The sequence below is a fragment of the Polynucleobacter sp. AP-RePozz3-80-G7 genome (genome assembly GCF_018882145.1).
In the GTDB taxonomy this organism is placed as follows: Bacteria; Pseudomonadota; Gammaproteobacteria; order Burkholderiales; family Burkholderiaceae; genus Polynucleobacter.
Genome location: NZ_JACVPC010000005.1, coordinates 61226 through 80596 on the forward strand (window position 1 = coordinate 61226; position 19371 = coordinate 80596).

Annotated in this window: 19 protein-coding genes and 1 pseudogene; 3 read left to right on the forward strand and 17 right to left on the reverse strand. The window is 46.5% G+C overall.

Annotation, left to right across the window (positions count from 1 at the left end; all coding sequences use genetic code 11):
• Positions 1–56 precede the first annotated feature (56 nt).
• The 4 genes from rplS to rpsP form a co-directional block, all read right to left on the reverse strand.
• Positions 57–449, reverse strand: a complete 393-nt coding sequence (gene rplS / locus ICE90_RS09815; RefSeq protein WP_072583649.1) for a 50S ribosomal protein L19 — start codon at positions 447–449, stop codon at positions 57–59.
• 137 nt (positions 450–586) lie between these two features.
• The gene (gene trmD / locus ICE90_RS09820) at positions 587–1333 is read right to left on the reverse strand and encodes a tRNA (guanosine(37)-N1)-methyltransferase TrmD (protein WP_216192285.1); all 747 of its coding nucleotides are present in this window, start codon (positions 1331–1333) and stop codon (positions 587–589) included.
• Positions 1334–1368: 35 nt separating this feature from the next.
• Entirely contained in the window at positions 1369–1935 is a 567-nt protein-coding gene (gene rimM, locus ICE90_RS09825; RefSeq protein WP_215320537.1) for a ribosome maturation factor RimM, read from the reverse strand.
• Between the two features lie 94 nt (positions 1936–2029).
• On the reverse strand, positions 2030–2275 hold the full coding sequence (rpsP, locus tag ICE90_RS09830; protein ID WP_216192286.1) for a 30S ribosomal protein S16: 246 nt from the start codon (positions 2273–2275) through the stop codon (positions 2030–2032).
• 281 nt (positions 2276–2556) lie between these two features.
• On the opposite strand from rpsP, the gene ICE90_RS09835 reads away from it, so the two are divergent.
• Positions 2557–3030, forward strand: a complete 474-nt coding sequence (locus ICE90_RS09835) for an META domain-containing protein (RefSeq protein ID WP_215320539.1) — start codon at positions 2557–2559, stop codon at positions 3028–3030.
• Between the two features lie 38 nt (positions 3031–3068).
• On the forward strand, positions 3069–3515 hold the full coding sequence (locus ICE90_RS09840) for a hypothetical protein (protein WP_216192287.1): 447 nt from the start codon (positions 3069–3071) through the stop codon (positions 3513–3515).
• A gap of 68 nt (positions 3516–3583) precedes the next feature.
• Here the strand turns inward: ICE90_RS09840 and ICE90_RS09845 are convergent, their stop codons facing one another.
• The 5 genes from ICE90_RS09845 to ICE90_RS09865 all read right to left on the reverse strand — a co-directional run bounded on the left by ICE90_RS09845 (position 3584) and on the right by ICE90_RS09865 (position 9795).
• Positions 3584–5371, reverse strand: a complete 1788-nt coding sequence (locus ICE90_RS09845) for an acyl-CoA dehydrogenase (RefSeq protein ID WP_216192288.1) — start codon at positions 5369–5371, stop codon at positions 3584–3586.
• 44 nt (positions 5372–5415) lie between these two features.
• On the reverse strand, positions 5416–6351 hold the full coding sequence (locus tag ICE90_RS09850) for an electron transfer flavoprotein subunit alpha/FixB family protein (protein ID WP_215320545.1): 936 nt from the start codon (positions 6349–6351) through the stop codon (positions 5416–5418).
• Positions 6352–7101 (reverse strand): electron transfer flavoprotein subunit beta/FixA family protein, encoded by a 750-nt coding sequence (locus ICE90_RS09855; RefSeq protein ID WP_216156194.1) that lies wholly within the window; start codon positions 7099–7101, stop codon positions 6352–6354. It abuts the gene before it with no gap.
• Positions 7102–7185: 84 nt separating this feature from the next.
• Positions 7186–8838 (reverse strand): acyl-CoA synthetase, encoded by a 1653-nt coding sequence (locus ICE90_RS09860; protein ID WP_216192290.1) that lies wholly within the window; start codon positions 8836–8838, stop codon positions 7186–7188.
• Between the two features lie 36 nt (positions 8839–8874).
• Complete coding sequence (locus tag ICE90_RS09865) at positions 8875–9795, reverse strand: histone deacetylase family protein (RefSeq protein WP_216192291.1); 921 nt, start codon at positions 9793–9795, stop codon at positions 8875–8877.
• An 83-nt stretch (positions 9796–9878) separates the two neighbouring features.
• On the opposite strand from ICE90_RS09865, the gene ICE90_RS09870 reads away from it, so the two are divergent.
• On the forward strand, positions 9879–11129 hold the full coding sequence (locus ICE90_RS09870; RefSeq protein ID WP_216192292.1) for a lytic transglycosylase domain-containing protein: 1251 nt from the start codon (positions 9879–9881) through the stop codon (positions 11127–11129).
• Here the strand turns inward: ICE90_RS09870 and cysM are convergent.
• From cysM to rpsA, 8 genes and pseudogenes are all read right to left on the reverse strand, one after another.
• Positions 11126–12037: a cysteine synthase CysM gene (gene cysM / locus ICE90_RS09875; RefSeq protein ID WP_215320555.1), complete on the reverse strand. Its 912-nt coding sequence runs from the start codon at positions 12035–12037 to the stop codon at positions 11126–11128. The genes ICE90_RS09870 and cysM overlap by 4 nt on opposite strands.
• 41 nt (positions 12038–12078) lie before the next feature.
• A complete protein-coding gene (locus ICE90_RS09880; protein WP_251368451.1) occupies positions 12079–12507 on the reverse strand; it encodes a helix-hairpin-helix domain-containing protein in 429 nt (142 codons plus the stop codon).
• 89 nt (positions 12508–12596) lie between these two features.
• Positions 12597–13616 carry an ADP-glyceromanno-heptose 6-epimerase gene (gene rfaD / locus ICE90_RS09885; protein WP_216192293.1) on the reverse strand — a complete coding sequence of 340 codons (1020 nt, stop codon included), beginning with the start codon at positions 13614–13616 and terminating at the stop codon, positions 12597–12599.
• Positions 13613–14542, reverse strand: a complete 930-nt coding sequence (gene rfaE1 / locus ICE90_RS09890; RefSeq protein ID WP_215320559.1) for a D-glycero-beta-D-manno-heptose-7-phosphate kinase — start codon at positions 14540–14542, stop codon at positions 13613–13615. The genes rfaD and rfaE1 overlap by 4 nt, the downstream gene beginning before the upstream one ends.
• 11 nt (positions 14543–14553) lie before the next feature.
• The gene (locus ICE90_RS09895) at positions 14554–15918 is read right to left on the reverse strand and encodes a UDP-glucose/GDP-mannose dehydrogenase family protein (protein ID WP_216192294.1); all 1365 of its coding nucleotides are present in this window, start codon (positions 15916–15918) and stop codon (positions 14554–14556) included.
• A gap of 15 nt (positions 15919–15933) precedes the next feature.
• A complete protein-coding gene (gene lapB / locus ICE90_RS09900) occupies positions 15934–17145 on the reverse strand; it encodes a lipopolysaccharide assembly protein LapB (protein WP_216192295.1) in 1212 nt (403 codons plus the stop codon).
• Positions 17146–17211: 66 nt separating this feature from the next.
• Positions 17212–17550 (reverse strand): annotated as a pseudogene (locus ICE90_RS09905) (integration host factor subunit beta); the annotation flags it as partial.
• 52 nt (positions 17551–17602) lie between these two features.
• A complete protein-coding gene (rpsA, locus tag ICE90_RS09910; RefSeq protein ID WP_068324328.1) occupies positions 17603–19276 on the reverse strand; it encodes a 30S ribosomal protein S1 in 1674 nt (557 codons plus the stop codon).
• Between the last annotated feature and the right edge of the window lie 95 nt (positions 19277–19371).

Here is a 19371-nt window from a genome sequence, read left to right on the forward strand (position 1 = left end):
TCTAAGGCAACAAAAAAGGCGACCGAGGCCGCCTTTTTAAATCAAGCCAGCATTAATTATGCGGCTGGAGTTGCTACTGCTACTTTACGTGCAGGAAGCTTCTCTTTAATACGTGCAGACTTACCTGAACGATCGCGCAAGTAGTACAACTTAGCACGACGTACATCACCGCGACGCTTCACTTCAATGCTAGCGATCAATGGTGAGTAAGTTTGGAATGTACGCTCTACACCTTCGCCAGATGAAATCTTACGAACGATAAAGCTGGAATTGAGTCCGCGATTGCGCTTTGCAATCACAACACCTTCAAACGCCTGTGTACGCTTACGCGCACCTTCAACAACGTTCACACCAACAACTACTGTATCGCCAGGAGCAAAGCTAGGCAAAACCTTGTTAGCACTTAAGCGAGCAATTTCTTCTTGCTCAATTTTTTCAATTAAATTCATTTTCAATCCTTAAACATCGTATTAGCGTTTAATCCCGAGATCTAAATCAACGGACCTAACAGAGGATGCAGTTAAAACAATTTCACTAAACCAAAAAACTAAACCACCTATTCACCACTGCACACTACTGAAAGTATTTACAGAGAGTGAAGAAATTGTTCATCTTCTCGAGCTAGCAACCCTTTGGCTCTGGCCGATTCAATTAAGTCCGGCCTTAACCTGAACGTCAGCTCTAAAGACTTCTGCCGACGCCAATCCGCTATTTTAGCGTGATGTCCGCCCAAAAGCACGTCCGGGACGGATAAATTTTCATATATTTCAGGGCGGGTGTAGTGCGGATAGTCCAAAAGACCGTTCATAAAGCTATCCTGAGTGGCAGATTCGCCATCCCCAAGCGCCCCTGGGATCAATCGAATGACCGCATCCATCATGGCCATAGCGGGGATTTCGCCCCCAGAAAGCACAAAATCACCGATAGAAAGCTGTAAATCAACGTTTCGGTCAACAAAACGTTGGTCAATAGCCTCATATCGACCACAAATAAAGCTCAAATTGCCGTAACCCAGGATATCTGCCGCGATCTTCTGAGAAAAACGCTCACCCTGGGGTGCCAATAAGCAAATTGGGCCTGATTTGATGTTTGCCGCCTGATGGGCTGCCGTAATTCCGGCGACCGTATCTTCTAAGGGCTTGGCCATCATCACCATGCCAGGTCCGCCGCCATAAGCACGGTCGTCTACGGTTTTACGAGGATCAGAGCAAAAGTTACGAGGATTCCAAAGATGAACGCTGGCCAATGATTGTTCACATGCGCGACCAGTAATGCCCCACTGCGTTAAGGCAGAGAACATTTCAGGGAACAAGGTAACAACATCAAAGCGCATATCGGTAATTATTTTTGAAATTAATCTTTGCGTTCTTATTGCCAGTCAGACTGCCAATCAAGCGTAATCGTTTTATTGGGTAGGTCTACGTTTTGCACCACTTCCTTTACAAAGGGCACTAAGTACTTGATCGTCTTCGTTGATGCATCACCAATAGTAATAACACCATGAGCGCCATTCTCGGTAACATCAATCACTTCACCAAGCACTTCGCCTTGCAAATTTACTGCATTGCAGCCAATCAGATCAACCCAATAATAGGAATCACTTTCCGCTTTTGGAAAAGCGTCGCGCGCCACTAGGATGCGAGAACCTTTTAACGCGAGCGCCTGATCACGATCAGTTACCCCATCCAGAGTAAGCACCACATTACCACTATGCATCTTGGCGCTTTTCACTTTGTATTGAGTCAAAGACGCTTGCTCTGTATATACAGAAACGCCTGCATCCCGACGAGGGATAAGAGATAGCCAAACGGACTTAGAAGAGAGAAGTGCTACAGGTTCTGGTGAGTGAGGCCTAACCTTCACTTGTCCCTGCAAACCTTGCGCCTCAGAGATGGCGCCAAGTTCAATCAATTCATCTAGGGAAGGCGTACTCATTTGCAATGACACCTTATTTTCCCAAAATAAAAACTACTAGAAATTCTGTCACTAAAAGCTTCATCACATCGATGAAGCTTTTAGCAATCGAATATTAAACAGCTGGATTGTTTTTGATCAAACGAACTACTGTTGGGGAAATCTGCGCGCCAACACCAGTCCAGTAAGCCAAACGGTCTTGAGCAATACGCATTGCTTGCTCAGTTGCCGCTGCTTGTGGGTTGAAGTAACCGATACGCTCGATAAAGTTCGAGTCACGACGGTTGCGTTTATCAGTAGCAACAATGCTGTAAAAAGGGCGCTTCTTAGAACCGCCGCGTGCCAGTCGAATGACGACCATACTTATTCCTTAAAATCTAAAATGAAAACAGGTTGATTACAACCCAATGAAATTTCTACAAAAAACCTTGGGCTCCAGCTCACCAAATAAAGATAAGGTAGAGCGGAAAACCTCATATTCTAGACGAAAACCCCTACTTCTTCCACCTATTTAAGCATCTAAGACAGTAGAATAGAGTGTGTACTTAGATAAAATATACATTAAAAACAATAACTTAGGTAAATATGGTCCTTAAATCCAGACTTTTAGACTTCCTCAGAAGACCTTCAAAAGGGTTCTTTATGACACTTTCTTGCCTGAGTCTTGGACTTTTAAGCGGCTGCGCAAACGTCATCCCTCCATGTGGAGCCAAAATAAGCCCGCCAAGCAGCGAACTCAAAAATACCAAATGGGAGCTGACCCGCTGGAACTTACCCCCCAATAGCAATGGAGAGGTGCGTACCCGTCAAATTCCGCAAGGCGATGCCAGCAACCCGATTCAAATCATTTTTGATGCTAGCGGACAACGGCTGAGCGGCTCGACAGGATGCAATCGGTTTACTGCAACCCTTGATGAAGACGCCCGCGGTTTTTCTCTCAAGCAAATCGCTAGCACCAAGATGGCTTGCAGCCCACAGCGCATGGAATTGGAAAATGATTTCCTCTACGAATTAAATGACTATCGCAGCATTGTGCGCAATGGCGATCAATTACTAATGATCGGCACCGATCGTGAAGTACTCAGCTTTACTCAAAAACCAAACAACAATAAATAAGCTTCACATTATTCATTAGCAATATCATTGAAAGATTCATGAAAAAATCCAAACTTCTTTTTTGCGCACTCGGATTACTCATTCCCGGCAGCGGCCTCAATTGTTTTTATCTACAAGGGCTTAAATCTTTTTGGGCATGGGTTCAGCTATTTGCCTTGATAGGTGGCGCAGTAGGCTGGGTCATTCTCAAGGACACCCACTTTCATTCCGCGCCAGGATGGGTGCTCGTTACTTTTGGTTTTATGGCCATTGAAGCAAGCTGGTTAACCACTATAACCTTTGGTCTTCGCTTGGATGAGAAGTGGGATGCCCAATTTAATCCCGGCATTGAAGAACAACGACGCAGCCGCTCTGGCTGGCTCGAGATACTGACCGTGATTTTCTCTTTGGTATTGGGAGCTGGTGTGATGATGACCTTTTTAGCAGTCTCATTTGAGCAATTCTTCATCTCTCAAATCTATGAAGCAAAAAAGCTATCCCAGTAATTGCAGATAGCTTTCATTTTGCAAAAGCCGCTCTTAAGAGCGGTTTTTTTATTCTCTTTTGCGTCCCTTTAGAACTGCTCTACTTCTAGGGCATTAGTAGAGTGACCGCTTTCAACAATTGACGTTGCTAGAGCTTGCGCTTGAGGCAGGAGATTCTCAGCAAAAAAACGGGCTGTAGCAATCTTTGCATCATAGAATTTTGGATCGCCATCGCGCAGACGCTCGGAAGCTAGGAGCGCCCTTGCCATTTGCCAGCCGCCCAATACCAAGCCAGATAAGCGCAAGTAAGCACAGCTACCAGCATAGACAGCTTTGATATCTGTCTTTGCATTCGTAACGATGTATGCGACGGCCTGCTCGAAGGCGGCGCGCGCTGAGGTGAGTTGCTTGAGCACCGCTTTAGCATCAGGGCTTCCACTGGCAGCTAAATCTTTTTCAGTAGCGGCAATTCTTTGTGAAAGCTCTTTGACAATCGCCCCACCATCACGCACTGTTTTTCTACCAACCAAGTCATTCGCCTGAATTGCAGTAGTGCCTTCATAAATCGTCAAGATGCGGGCATCACGGTAATACTGCGCTGCGCCAGTTTCTTCGATAAAGCCCATGCCACCATGCACTTGAACTCCTAGACTAGCCACTTCAATCGACATTTCTGTTGAGAAACCTTTGACAATTGGCACTAGGAATTCATAGATAGCTTGATTGACTTTACGCACTGCCTCATCTGGAGCAGCATGCTGAGCGTCATAAGCAGAAGCAGCGTAGTAGGCTAATGCACGTGAGGCTTCTGTGTAGGCGCGCATAGTCATGAGCATACGCTTTACATCCGGCTGATGAATAATTGCAACTGGGCCTGGTGAGCCAGCTAAGTCACGACTCTGTACACGATCTTTTGCATATTGAACTGCCTTTTGATAGGCACGCTCCGCCACCGCTACACCTTGCATACCTACTGCAAAGCGAGCTGCATTCATCATCACGAACATATATTCAAGACCGCGATTTTCCTCGCCAACTAAGTAGCCGATTGCGCCACCATGATCACCAAATTGCAGAACGGCAGTCGGGCTCGCTTTAATGCCTAACTTATGCTCAATCGAAACACAATGTACATCATTACGCTCACCTAATGAACCATCTTTATTCACCATAAACTTCGGCACTACAAATAATGAAATACCCTTTACGCCCTCTGGCGCATCAGGTGTTCTGGCTAACACCAAATGGATAATATTCTTAGCCATATCGTGCTCACCATAGGTGATATAGATTTTGGTACCAAAAATCTTGTACGTACCATCGCCCTCTGGAACAGCGCGTGAGCGAACCATCGCAAGATCAGAGCCAGCTTGCGGCTCAGTCAAATTCATTGTTCCAGTCCACTCACCAGAAATCATCTTTGGAACATATTGCTCCTGAAGTTCTGGGCTAGCAGCAGTTAAGAGAGCTTCAATAGCACCATCGGTAAGTAATGGGCAGAGTGCAAAAGAAAGATTGGCTGCATTCACCATCTCCAAACAAGCAGTGGAGATCAATTTTGGCAAGCCTTGACCGCCAAACTCTGCCGGATGAATGACGCCTTGCCAGCCAGCAGCGGCGTATTGCTCAAAAGCCTGTTTGAAACCAGGGGTGGTTGTCACTACACCATCTCTTAAGGAACTTGGGTTTTGATCACCAGCCCAGTTAAGGGGCGCCACTACATCTTGATTAAATTTGGCCGACTCTTCCAAGATCGCAGGGGCTAAATCTACATCTGCACCCGCATCAGCATAAGCAGGATAGGCAACGACATCCGAAAGCCCAGCTAATTCATTCATTACAAACAGCATGTCTTTCACTGGGGCTACGTATGACATTACAACTCCTCTTTATTCAGTTTGTTACTTAACTAATCTACGATTCAACCAAGTGCTTTTGTTAATTCAGGCACGGCAGTATTCAAATCCGCAACCAAGCCATAATCAGCAACACCAAATATTGGCGCCTCTGGATCTTTATTGATTGCGACGATCACTTTGGAATCTTTCATGCCAGCCAAATGCTGAATGGCCCCTGAGATACCTACAGCAATGTAAAGCTGAGGAGCAACAATCTTGCCGGTCTGGCCCACTTGGTAATCATTGGGAACGTAACCCGCATCCACCGCTGCACGGGATGCGCCCAAAGCAGCACCGAGCTTGTCAGCCAAAGGTGCAATGAGCTCCTGATACTTTTCACCGGAACCTAAACCGCGACCACCAGAAACAATAATCTTGGCGGCGGTCAATTCTGGGCGATCCGATTTAGTCAACTCACGGCCAACAAAGGAAGATTTGCCAGCAGATTCAGCGGCAGCTTGTTTCTCAACTGCTGCAGAACCGCCAGTGGCAGTTACTGGATCAAAACCCGTTGTACGGACAGTAATGACTTTTACAGGATCAGCAGATTGCACGGTAGCAATTGCATTGCCTGCGTAGATCGGACGCTCAAAAGTATCTGCAGAGATGACTTTAGTAATGTCGGACAATTGAGCCATATCTAACTTAGCAGCAACGCGTGGCAATACATTCTTACCATTAGCAGTTGCAGGAGCGAGGATATGACTGTAGCCATTTGCAATGGAGAGGATCTGCGCAGCCAAAGGTTCAGCCAATTGATCAGCCAAATTAGCGGCATCAATTTGAATGACTTTGCGTACACCAGCAATTTGAGCTGCGGCAGCTGCGGCAGCATCAGCACTGCTACCAGCAACGAGAACGTCCACCTCAGGAGAGCACTGCAAAGCAGCTGCGACGGCATTTAAGGTTGCCGCTTTTAATGATTGATTGTCGTGTTCAGCAATAACAAGTGCGGCCATTTAGATCACCTTCGCTTCATTTTTGAGTTTTTCTACAAGGGCTGCTACATCAGCAACCATTACGCCAGCAGAACGCTTTGGCGGCTCCTCTACTTTAAGTGTTTTCAGGCGTGGGGCAATATCGACACCCAATTCTTCAGGCTTCACGATATCAATCGTTTTCTTCTTGGCCTTCATGATGTTCGGCAAAGTGACATAGCGTGGTTCATTCAAACGCAAGTCAGTGGTAATCACTGCCGGCAAAGATAGTGCAATAGTTTCTAAACCACCATCAACTTCGCGAGTTACAGTGGCCTTGCCGTCTGCAACCACTACTTTGGAGGCAAAGGTAGCTTGAGGAATATCCAACAAGCTTGCCAGCATCTGACCGGTTTGATTGCTGTCATCGTCAATTGCTTGCTTACCGAGAATGATGATTTGCGCTTGCTCTTTATCAGAGAGCGCCTTGAGAATCTTCGCTACTGCTAAAGGTTGTAGCTCTGCATCTGTCTCAACCAGGATGGCGCGATCCGCGCCAATTGCTAATGCAGTACGGAGAGTTTCTTGACACTGGGTTGCACCAGCACTAACCACTACCACCTCACTGGCCACACCCGCCTCTTTCAAGCGTACCGCCTCCTCTACTGCGATTTCATCAAAGGGATTCATACTCATTTTGACGTTTGCTAAATCAACCCCAGAGTTGTCTGATTTCACCCGAATTTTGACGTTGTAATCAACAACGCGTTTTACAGCTACTAAGACTTTCATCCCTCAAACCTCTCTAATATATAAATCGAGGATAAACCCTCTAAAAAAGCACGATCGTTTTATTTTACCTGAATATTTGCCAAATTAAACATCAATTGCGGTGGCTGAACCCGCCTGTTTCCGAAGCTCAAACTTCTGAATCTTGCCAGTCGAGGTCTTTGGTAGTTCACAGAAGATAATAGCTCTCGGAACCTTAAAGCCTGCTAAATGCTTTTTACAGTGGGCAATAATCTCCTCGGCAGTCACCTCTGAACCAGGTTTGATTTCCAAGAAGGCGCAAGGCGTTTCACCCCATTTAGGATCAGGCTTAGCAACCACTGCAGCAGCGTTGATAGCTGGGTGTCGATAGAGTACATCCTCAACCTCTACAGATGAAATATTTTCACCTCCAGAAATAATGATGTCTTTACTGCGGTCCTTCATCTTCACATAGCCATCTGGATTCATTACTGCTAAGTCACCTGAGTGGAACCAGCCGCCTTCAAAAGCTTCTTGAGTTGCCTTTTCGTTTTTTAGGTAGCCCTTCATCGCGATATTGCCCTTGAACATAATTTCGCCAATGGTCTCACCATCCGCTGGGACGGGCTTCATTGTTTCTGGATCAAGAACAGCGATTGCTTGTTGCATGTGATAACGCACACCTTGACGCGCATTTAAGCGAGCACGTTCACCGATATCCACAGCATTCCACTCATCTTGTTTGACGCACACAGCTGCCGGTCCATAGGTTTCAGTCAATCCATAGACATGAGTTAAATCAAATCCTAACTTTTCCATGCCCTCAATAATGGATGCAGGTGGTGCGGCGCCCGCGATCAAGCCTTTGACGCCTGTGGGCACTCCCACCTTCAACTCATCAGGCGCGTTGACTAATAGGTTATGCACAATGGGTGCTGCGCAGTAGTGCGTCACACCATGTTCTTTAATGGCCGCAAAAATATTTTGCGCATCAACCCGACGCAAGCAGACATTAATGCCAGCGCGAGCGGCAATCGTCCATGGGAAGCACCAACCATTGCAATGGAACATTGGCAAAGTCCAGAGATAGATGGGATGCTTATTAATATCCCAGTCCAGCACATTGGAAACGGCATTAATTGCAGCGCCACGGTGGTGATACACCACGCCCTTAGGATTACCAGTGGTACCAGATGTATAGTTCAAACAAATCGCTTGCCACTCATCTGCAGGAACCTGCCATGCAAAGTTAGAATCTCCTTCGGAGAGTAATTTCTCATAAGTGAGGTTGCCTAACCTCTCGCCAGGAACATCAAACTCTTTTTCTTCAACATCCACCACCAAGAAATCACGACCAGAATCTTTCTTAGCAATCTCAAGCGCTTTTTTCATCACCCCTGAAAATTCAGGGTCAACAATAACTACCTTTGCCTCACCATGGTTCAGCATAAAGGCCACAGTCTCTGCATCCAAACGCGTATTTAGGGCATTTAAAACCGCGCCCGCCATCGGAATACCAAAGTGGGCCTCTACCATTGGAGGGGTGTTAGGCAACATCACTGCCACCGTATCGCCCAAGCCAATACCGTGTTTTTGCAAAGCACTAGCCAAGCGACGGCAACGCTCATAAGTTTGCCCCCAAGTCTGACGCAACTTCCCATGAATAACGGCAGTTTTATTGGGGTAAATTTCTGCGGAGCGCTCTAAAAATAAGAGCGGAGTAATTGGGGTGTGGTTAGCTGGATTACGAGCCAAACCTTGTTCATAAATATTTGCCATCTTCAGCTTTCTATTTCTGTTTTACTAAATTCTTCATTAAATATCTGCAAGCGCCTTGATGTGAGCCACTACGCTGCGGCCTAATGCCGAGAGGTTATAACCACCCTCTAAGCAACTCACAATGCGTCCCTGCGCATAGTCGCTAGCAATTTCTTTTAAACGTTTGGTAATCCAGACATAGTCGTCCTCTACCAAGCCCATCTGACCCAAATCATCCTCGCGATGAGCATCAAACCCTGCTGAAATCATAATGAGCTCAGGCTCAAAGTTATGCAAAGCAGGCAACCATTGCTCCTCCACAATGGAGCGAACCACATCGCCTCGAGTCGCCGCAGGTAAAGGCACATTCACCATATTGTTAGCATGATCAAGGCCGCTGTATGGATAAAAAGGGTGCTGGAAGAAGCTACACATCAAGACATTAGGGTCATTGAAAAAAGCAGCTTCAGTACCGTTGCCATGATGGACATCAAAATCAATGATGGCGACACGCTCAATGCCGTATGTTTCCATTGCATATCGCGCAGCAATCGCCACGTTATCAAATAAACAAAAACCCATAGAACGCGTTGGCTCCGCATGATGTCCTGGCGGTCTTACGGCACAAAATACGTTCTCAACCTCACCCTTCATCACGGCATCTACGCCTGCAATAGCAGCGCCTGCCGCTCTGAGTGATGCTCTATAAGTATGAGGATTCATGATGGTGTCACCATCGAGCATGAAATACCCACTCTCTGGGGCACGATCCCGAACAAAAGATACGTGGTCAGGACTATGGACCAATTCCAATTGGTCTTCGGTTGCCAATGGCGCATCTAAATGATGCAAAAATTGATCAACACCGCTGCGAATCAGCTGATCATTAATCGCCTGAATTCTCTCTGGACACTCTGGATGATGGCTTCCCATCTCATGTTTCAGAAAGTCTGGATGAGTTATGTATCCTGTTGTCATTACTCGAAATCCTCAATAGCAAATTTGTAATTTTTATAATCTAATTAAACGTGCTCAACATTCGAAAATCCAATACTTACTGCATGAACTTTCATGTCTCCTACTTACTGCTTGCTCTTGCGTTAGCAGGGTGCTCTAGCACCCCCACGCAGCCAACCCAATCGCAACAGCCCATCGTAAACCAGACTGACGATGCCGCTACCGAGGCGCGTTTTAGCCAGAACCTCAACGAACTCCTTAACCAGGTCTCACAAAACCAAGAAATCCCACTCCCAGCCCTAGAAATGGGCTTCCTAGATGCTAAAACGGTTCCCTCAATTCGGAAATTGGTATTACCCCCATCGGGTACATTTAAGAAAAACTGGCTGGCTTATCGTAAACGCTTTATTGAGCCTGTACGCCTTAAGGCTGGCAGGGTCTTTTGGGATCAAAATCAAGCCTTTTTGAGTCAAGTTGAACAAGAGTCAGGGGTGCCAGCTGAGATTATTGTGGCCATTATTGGCATCGAAACCATCTATGGGCGCCAAACGGGCAATTTCAGAGTGAAAGACGTTCTGTCCACTCTCGCCTTTAGTTACCCAGATACCCCTAACAAACCTGCACGCGAACAGCTCTTCAAGGATCAACTCAAAGAACTCATCCTAATGTGCTGGACTGGGGCGGGTGGCAAGTTACCCTCCAAGAACAGCAGTCAAGGCATCAATAGCGCACGCTTTAATGCCTGTCTAAATCAGAATAGCTCTTATGCTGGCGCCATCGGCCTACCCCAGTTCATGCCCAGCAGTATTCGCAGCTTTGCAGTCGATGGTGACGGCGATGGCCAAATTGATTTAAAGCAAAGCCCTAAGGACGCTATTGCGAGTGTTGCCAACTTCATGAAAAAACATGGCTGGCAACCCGGTATGCCGATTTCATTTCCAGCTCAAGCTAATGGTATTGGTCAGGCGAAAGCATTGGCTGATGGTGAGCCGCAGCTGAAATATACGGTTCAAGAGCTCATTGAAAAAGGAATCTTGACTCAACAACAAGGCGATCTTCAAAGTGGTGGTGTAGAGCCACAAAGTAAAGCTTTCATCATTGACCTACCGTATCCAGATAAAGATGGTGTAGACCAAGTGCAATATTTTGTTGGCTTAAATAATTTTCTGACGATAGTGCAATACAACCGCAGTTATTTCTATGCGCAAAGTGTTGCTGAGTTTGCCCAAGCCCTAGGATATAAAAACCAAAGTGTTGTGCCAGTAGAAAACCCAAGCAAAGCCAGTGGGCCAAAAGCAACTACTGAAAAGTCTAAATCCAAGAAATCCAACCCCAAGAAAAAAGCAAAGTCTTAGGCCGGAAAAACGCCGGTAGATAGGTAGCGGTCACCACGGTCGCAGACAATAAAGACGATCGTGGCATTTTCAACTTGACGGGCTATACGTAAAGCCACTACCAAAGCACCTCCAGCAGAAATGCCGCAGAAAATACCCTCTTGTGCTGCCAAGCGACGCGCCATCTCCTCTGCATCTGCTTGCGAAACATACTCAATTAAATCAACGCGATCACCTTGATAAATCTTAGGCAGATATGCCGGCGCCCACTTCCGAATGCCGGGAATTTGAGAGCCCTCTTCTGGTTGTGCGCCAATAATCTGAATCGCAGGATTCATGGACTTCAGATAAGTGGAGACTCCCGTGATGGTTCCAGTTGTTCCCATGGCGGATATAAAATGGGTAATCTGCCCATCAGTGTCTCGCCAAATTTCTGGCCCAGTAGTCTCTATATGTGCTCTAGGATTGTCAGGATTGGCAAATTGATCGAGCAATCTACCGCGTCCTTCTCTTTGTAGCTGCAAGGCGTAATCTCTGGCAAATTCCATGCCGCCAGAGGCTGCGGTCAATATTAATTCAGCGCCATAAGCCGCCATACTTTGACGACGTTCAATGCTTTGATTTTCTGGCATGACTAAAATCATTTTGTAACCGAGCATGGCTGCGGTCATTGCTAAAGCAATACCTGTATTACCGCTAGTTGCCTCAATTAATGTATCGCCAGGTTTAATCTCACCGCGTTCTTGTGCGCGTGAAATCATCGACAGCGCAGGTCGGTCCTTCACCGACCCGGCTGGATTATTTCCTTCCAACTTACCCAAGATCACATTATTGCGGTTGTCGTTTTCTAAACCAGGAATACGCTGCAAACGAACTAAGGGAGTATTGCCCACAGTCTGTGAAATAGTAAGGTAGGAAGGTTTGCTCATGAAGCCATTTTAGCCATAAGCCGCCTTACACACGGAAGGGTTTAATTTCTGCGACTTGCTCCCATACGCTCCTGCTGATTACGAGGACTAGCTTGATTACGCGAATGGCGTCGGCTAGAGGCCCCACCCTCTTTCTTGGTTCGACCATTCGGCTCCCGAAAAGAGCTGGGGGCTTCAATCGTTAAGCCGTTATCCACCATTTTTTCTACCGATTTCATGCCAATGCCACGAACCCGCTTCTGTAGGTCATTGGCATCTTGAAAATGGCCGCCATCCAAACGCTCAGCAATAATTGTTTTTGCTTTAGCTGGACCAATTCCCTTGATGCTCTCAAGCTCCGTTTGAGTGGCAGTATTGACATTAATGGGCGAGGCATATACCAACCCAGTATTTGAAGCCAATAAGGTGAAAGTTGCAGCCGCAGCTCGAACTAAATTCCAAAATTTATCTACATTTAAATTTCTTGTCATCTTCTCTCCGGTAGTGAATAAAAAAATCCACGAACACAAAGTGTGCGTGGATCGTTTACAACGAAGAGAAACTACTTCTGTTGACTGACTTACAAAGGGTTAGCCAAGAAACCAGAATTGGCTTCCAACCACTCAATATATCTTCCTACGCCCTGCTCAACATTTAAGAAGGGCTCCGTATAGCCAGCTGCTCTGAGTTTGGTGAGATCAGCTTGAGTAAAGCACTGGTATTTGCCCTTGAGCGCATCCGGGAATGGAATGTACTCAATCGCTTTTTCTTTAACCAATTCTTGTAGGCTTGCAGGGGCTGCTTTATCCAGCTTACGCATGGAGTTAGCGACCGCATGGGCTACATCATTAAACGGTTGCGCACGACCACTACCTAAGTTGAAGATGCCACTGATTTCTGGGTGGTCCAGAAAGAAGAGGTTTACCTTGACTACATCTTCAACTGATACAAAGTCGCGACTTTGCTCACCAGGCGCATAACCACCGTACTCACCAAACAATTTCACATGACCCTTGGCTTTGTATTGGTGGTACTGATGAAAGGCAACCGAAGCCATACGGCCCTTATGTGACTCACGCGGACCATAGACATTGAAGTAACGAAAGCCAACAACCTGTGCTGTATTTGCCTTTTCTGCAAAACGCTTTCGCATCACTTGATCGAATAAAAACTTGGAGTAGCCATAAATATTAAGCGGCTTCTCGTGCTCACGGCTCTCTACAAATACATCTGAGCCACCATAGGTAGCCGCAGAAGAGGCATAAAGCAATTGAACCTTTTGCTCAGTACAAATATCTAACAGGTCCATGGTGTAGCGATAGTTGTTCGCCATCATGAAAATACCATCTGTTTCCATGGTGTCGGAGCAAGCTCCTTCATGAAACACGGCCCTCACCTTACCAAAACGACCACTTCTGAATGCCTCTAGAAACTCGTCTTTATCAAGGTAATCAATAATGTCTAAATCAGCAAGATTGCGATACTTGTCTGCAGGACGAAGATCATCTACTGCAATGATATTTTTCTCGCCACGCACATTGAGCGCTTGAACAATATTGGCACCAATAAATCCAGCTGCTCCGGTTACGATAATAGTCACTGTAATTCCTCTGAAGTAACGGTTGCAGTTCCCAGCTTACCAACAACGATTCCACCTGCACGGTTTGCAAGCGCCATGGCTTTTTCTAAAGGCCACTTCGCAGCTAATGCCACAGCCAATGTTGCGATTACAGTATCACCAGCACCAGAAACATCAAACACCTCACGAGCTTGCGCTTTAACGTGACTCACACCGGATTCGGTATATAAGCTCATCCCATCCTCAGAGCGTGTTAGCAGCAAGGCTTGTAAGTCAAGGGACTTTCTAAGGTCCTGGGCTTTCTTAGTCAAGTCTTCTTCGCTCATCCACTGACCAACCACTTGACGCAATTCACTGCGGTTAGGCGTTAAAACAGTAGCGCCACGATACTTCTCATAATCCTCGCCCTTAGGGTCAACCAAGATCATTTTATTTTGTGCTCTAGCCTGTTCAATCATATGAGCCACTTGGCCCAATGCGCCTTTGCCGTAATCCGATAGTATTACTACGTCAGCAGCACCAACGAGTTTTTCAAAACGCTCTAATTTATGTGCAAGTGCTTTTTGACTAGGGGTTTCTTCGAAGTCCAGGCGAATTAACTGCTGCTGACGCGCAATGACGCGTAACTTCACAATCGTTGGAACATTGGTATCAATTTCTAGTTGACTATCGACACCGCCCGCTTTTAACAACTCAACCACACGTTTACCAGGCTCATCGTTACCAACGATACCCAAAATAGTTGCTTTGGCGTCGAGCGCAGCTACATTACGAGCTACGTTGGCAGCACCGCCTAGACGCTCATCAATCTTGCCTACCTGTACCACCGGCACAGGAGCTTCAGGAGAAATACGATTGGTGTCACCAAACCAGTAGCGATCTAACATGACATCGCCCACCACTAATAAGCGGGCTTTAGAGAACTGTTCTCGGTTTGCTTTTTCCATTTGCATCTACTTTAATTATGTCTACCAATACCGTGGTACTCAATACCCAATTCTTGCATAGAAGCGGGCTCATAGAGATTACGGCCATCAAAGATCACCGGGCGCTTGAGTTTTTGCATCACTTGCTCAAAATCTGGGCTTCTAAAGGCTTTCCACTCAGTCACAATCACTAGAGCATCAGCACCATCTAATGCACTCATCGGGTCATCGACCATCGACACTTGTTTGAGGCCTGCTGGATTATCTTTAAAGTCTACATCTAAGCAGTGCTTGGCTTCTGCCATCGATACGGGATCATGAGTTACTACTTGTGCGCCACGCTTAACGAGTTCTTGAATAATCACACGACTAGGTGCTTCGCGCATATCGTCGGTATTTGGTTTAAAGGCTAAACCCCAGAGTGCAAACTTCATACCATTGAGGTCACTACCAAAGCGCTTTTCGATCTTTTCGACCAAAATGTACTTTTGCAATTCGTTCACAGCTTCTACGGCATCCAGGATCTTGAGATCTCGCCCATGCTCTTTAGCGGTTTTGGATAAGGCGGACACGTCCTTAGGGAAGCAGGAGCCGCCATAGCCGGTACCTGAATACAAAAAGCCATAACCAATACGAGAGTCCGAACCAATACCTTGGCGCACTGCTTCAATATCAGCGCCTACTAAGTCAGCCAAGTTGGCCAGCTCGTTCATAAAGGAAATGCGGGTAGCCAACATGGCATTAGCTGCGTATTTAGTGAGCTCAGCACTTTTAACATCCATGTAGTAGGTACGCTCATGGTGACGATTAAAGGGGGCGTAGAGCTTACGCATCTGTTCTTTGGCGTGCAATCCAGCTGGGGTATTTTCAGTACCGATCACAATGCGGTCGGGACGCATAAAGTCTTCTACTGCAGCACCTTCTTTGAGGAACTCAGGATTGGAGACTACAGAGCATAACTCAGGAGATAAGTTTCTTTTTTCTAATTCTTCGGTAATCGCTGCACTTACTTTATCGGCAGTACCGACTGGCACAGTCGATTTATCGACAATCACTTTAGGGGTAGTCATGTGACGACCAATATTGCGCGCTGCTGCTACGACATATTGAAGATCAGCTGAGCCATCTTCATCTGGAGGTGTACCTACTGCAATAAATTGAATTTCACCATGAGCAACTGAGGCAGCAATATCAGTAGAGAACTGTAAACGACCTGCAGCGCGATTGCGCTCAATCATCTCTTTAAGACCAGGCTCATAAATAGGAACGCCGCCAGAGTTGAGAATCTCGATCTTTTTGGAATCGACATCGACACAAAAGACGTTATTACCCTGCTCAGCTAGGCATGCGCCAGTAACAAGGCCTACGTAACCACTACCGATGATGGTGACTTTCAATTTCTCTCCAAATCTTTACATGGAAGGGCCGCTAGGTGCCGCACCCTCACTCCGTCTCGGGGAGTATGCCTCCCAATGATTACAGCCAGGACATTGCCAATAAAATCTTCTCGCTCTAAATCCGCAATTACCACAAGTGTAGCGAGCTAGGCTGGTGGTGCGCTGACGCAAAAGATTCAGAATAGACTGTAATTCCAAGAGTCTTTCTGGGCTGGCACTACCCTCCTCCAATGCAAGGCGAGTTTCAGCCATCTTAGACAAAGCAATCAAAGTCGGCGAATGCTGCATGACATCAGATAACATCGCACTTGCTGTCTGTGGACCCCGAATTTTCATGAGGTGCTTATGCACAATATCGAGCAACTCACCAGTGGCTTGAGTTTTTAACAATTCACAGAGGCGATCCAAACCCTCGCCCTCTTTATTAACCGCTGCGTGAGCAACCATCCAACGATCAGCCAACAAATGCATATAAGCAGGGTGAGAGCTGGCAATCAGACTCCAAGCCTCAATCGCTTGAGCAGGGCGATCCATTGCCATCAAATAATCGCCTTGCAAGATCAAAGCGCGTGCATGATTTGGGACAGCCTGTAGAGCACGGTGGATTGATTGCTCCGCCTCAACCAAGTCTTTGCGACGTAAAGCCTCTTGACCAAGCTCACAGTGAAATTGAGCAATTTCAGTATGATGCGATTTACCTTGCAGTCCTTCAAGTTCACTTGCAGCAATGATGGCTTTTTTCCAATCATGCTCAATTTGATACATCTCCAACAAGCTTTCTTTTGCAGGCTCGGCATACTTGCCATCACCTACGCGATTTAACGAGGCTTCGGCGCGGTCAAGCAAGCCTGCGCGCAAAAAGTCCCTACCTAACTCATAGGCAGCATGATCACGATCACGTGGTTTTAAATCATCGCGATTGGCTAAGTGTTGATGAATGCGAATAGCTCGCTCTGTTTCACCACGACGGCGAAATAAATTACCTAATGAGAAATGCAACTCAATAGTCTCTGGATCTAACTGGGCAATTTTGACCAAGGTTTCAATCGCTTGATCAGGTTGCTCATTGAGCAAAAGACTCAAACCTTTAAAGGTAGATCGCTGCTGACGCATGCGCTCACGCTCATCCATGCGGTTTTCAAGACGCAAGTCCCAGCGGGCCGCTAACCAACCGATGCCAAACATGACTGGCAGCAGCAATAACCAAGGAGTAGCTATCTGAATCATAGCGTGCAGAATTTAAATAAAAAAATGGCCCGAATGGACCACTGAGGTTGAGCCTGAATCTTAGCCACCAGAACCCTCTTTGGGGCCCGCCTGCTTCAACGGCTTGTAGTCTACTCGCTCACGCAATTCTTTGCCAGGCTTAAAGTGCGGAACGCGTTTTTCTGGGATCAATACTTTCTCACCAGACTTTGGATTGCGACCAGTGCGTGCAGGACGATGGTGAAGTACAAAACTTCCCACGCCGCGCAACTCGATACGCTTGCCCTCAGCCAAAGCATGAGTCATTGTGTCCAACAAAGTTTTTACCGCTAACTCCACGTCCCTAGGCAAAAGCTGCGGAAACTGTTCCGCGAGGCTCTCCACTAGTTCGGAGCGGGTGATTGCTTGTTGCTCTTGATCTGTCATGATCTATCAATAAAAAATCGCCGCCTTCCTAGTGGAAAGCGGCGATATTGATTTAGCCTTGATTGTCCAATTTTGCTTTTAACAAAGCGCCCAAATTGGTTGTGCCAGACTGCGCATCACCTTGGAGCTTGCTCATTGCATCTTGTTGATCAGAGCTGTCTTTTGCCTTAATTGAAAGATTGATAACACGTGACTTGCGATCAATATTAATGATCATTGCAGTAACGCTGTCGCCTTCTTTCAATACATTGCGTGCATCTTCAACGCGATCGGTTGAGATCTCAGAAGCACGTAAGTAAGCTTCAACTTCATCAGCCAAGTGAATTGTTGCACCCTTAGCATCAACAGCCTTCACAGTACCAGTAACGAGGCTACCCTTGTCGCTGACAGATGTGTAGTTGTTGAATGGGTCGCCAGACAATTGCTTAATACCGAGAGAGATACGCTCTTTCTCAACATCAATTGCCAATACAGTGGCTTCAACTTCATCACCTTTTTTGTATTTCTTAACAGCTTCTTCACCTGGCTCATTCCATGAAAGGTCTGAAAGGTGAACTAAACCGTCGATGCCGCCAGGCAAGCCAATGAACACACCAAAGTCAGTAATAGACTTGATTGCGCCAGTTAACTTATCGCCTTTTTGTTGGGCACGTGAGAACTCTTCCCATGGATTAGCTTTGCACTGCTTGATGCCCAAGCTGATACGACGCTTGTCTTCATCAATGTCCAGAACCATTACTTCAACTTCAGTTCCTAATGCAGTAGCTTTGCTTGGAGCAACGTTCTTGTTAGTCCAGTCCATTTCAGAAACGTGTACCAAACCTTCAATACCAGATTCGATTTCAACGAATGCGCCGTAATCAGTCAAGTTAGTTACTTTGCCGAATAAACGGGTGTTTGGTGGGTAACGACGAGCGATACCAACCCATGGATCATCACCAAGCTGTTTCACGCCGAGTGAAACACGGTTCTTTTCTTGATCAAACTTCAAAATCTTCGCGGTAACTTCTTGACCAACAGTCAACATCTCACTTGGGTGACGCACACGACGCCATGCCAAGTCAGTGATGTGCAAGAGGCCATCGATACCGCCCAGGTCAACGAACGCACCGTAATCGGTGATGTTCTTAACGAGGCCAGTAACTACTGCGCCTTCTTTAAGGTTAGACATCAACTTAGCACGCTCTTCACCTTGGCTAGCTTCAACCACTGCACGACGTGACAACACTACGTTGTTACGCTTACGGTCAAGCTTGATAACCTTGAACTCCATCGTCTTACCTTCGTAAGGGCTGGTATCTTTGATTGGACGTGTATCAACGAGTGATCCAGGCAAGAATGCGCGGATACCGTTAACCATTACAGTCAAGCCGCCTTTAACCTTACCAGTAACAGTACCGGTAACGATCTCCGCTTGCTCAAGCGCTTTTTCCAAGTTCATCCATGATGCCAAGCGTTTCGCTTTATCACGGGAAAGGATGGTGTCGCCATAGCCGTTCTCAAGAGCGTCAATAGCAACAGAAACGAAATCGCCAGGAGCTACTTCAATCTCGCCAGCGTCGTTATGGAATTCTTCAACAGGAATAAACGCTTCAGACTTTAAGCCAGCGTTAACAACGACGAAGTTATGGTCGATGCGAAGAACTTCAGCCGAAATAACTTGGCCGGTCTTCATATTCGATCGGGTTAATGATTCTTCAAATAATTCTGCAAATGATTCAGACATGTGTATTCACTTTGTGCCGCCAGAAGGCCTGACGGGTTAGGTTAAAAAAGTCTTCAAGAAACACGCTAATGAAAAGTCGCGTTGTGGAGTTTCTT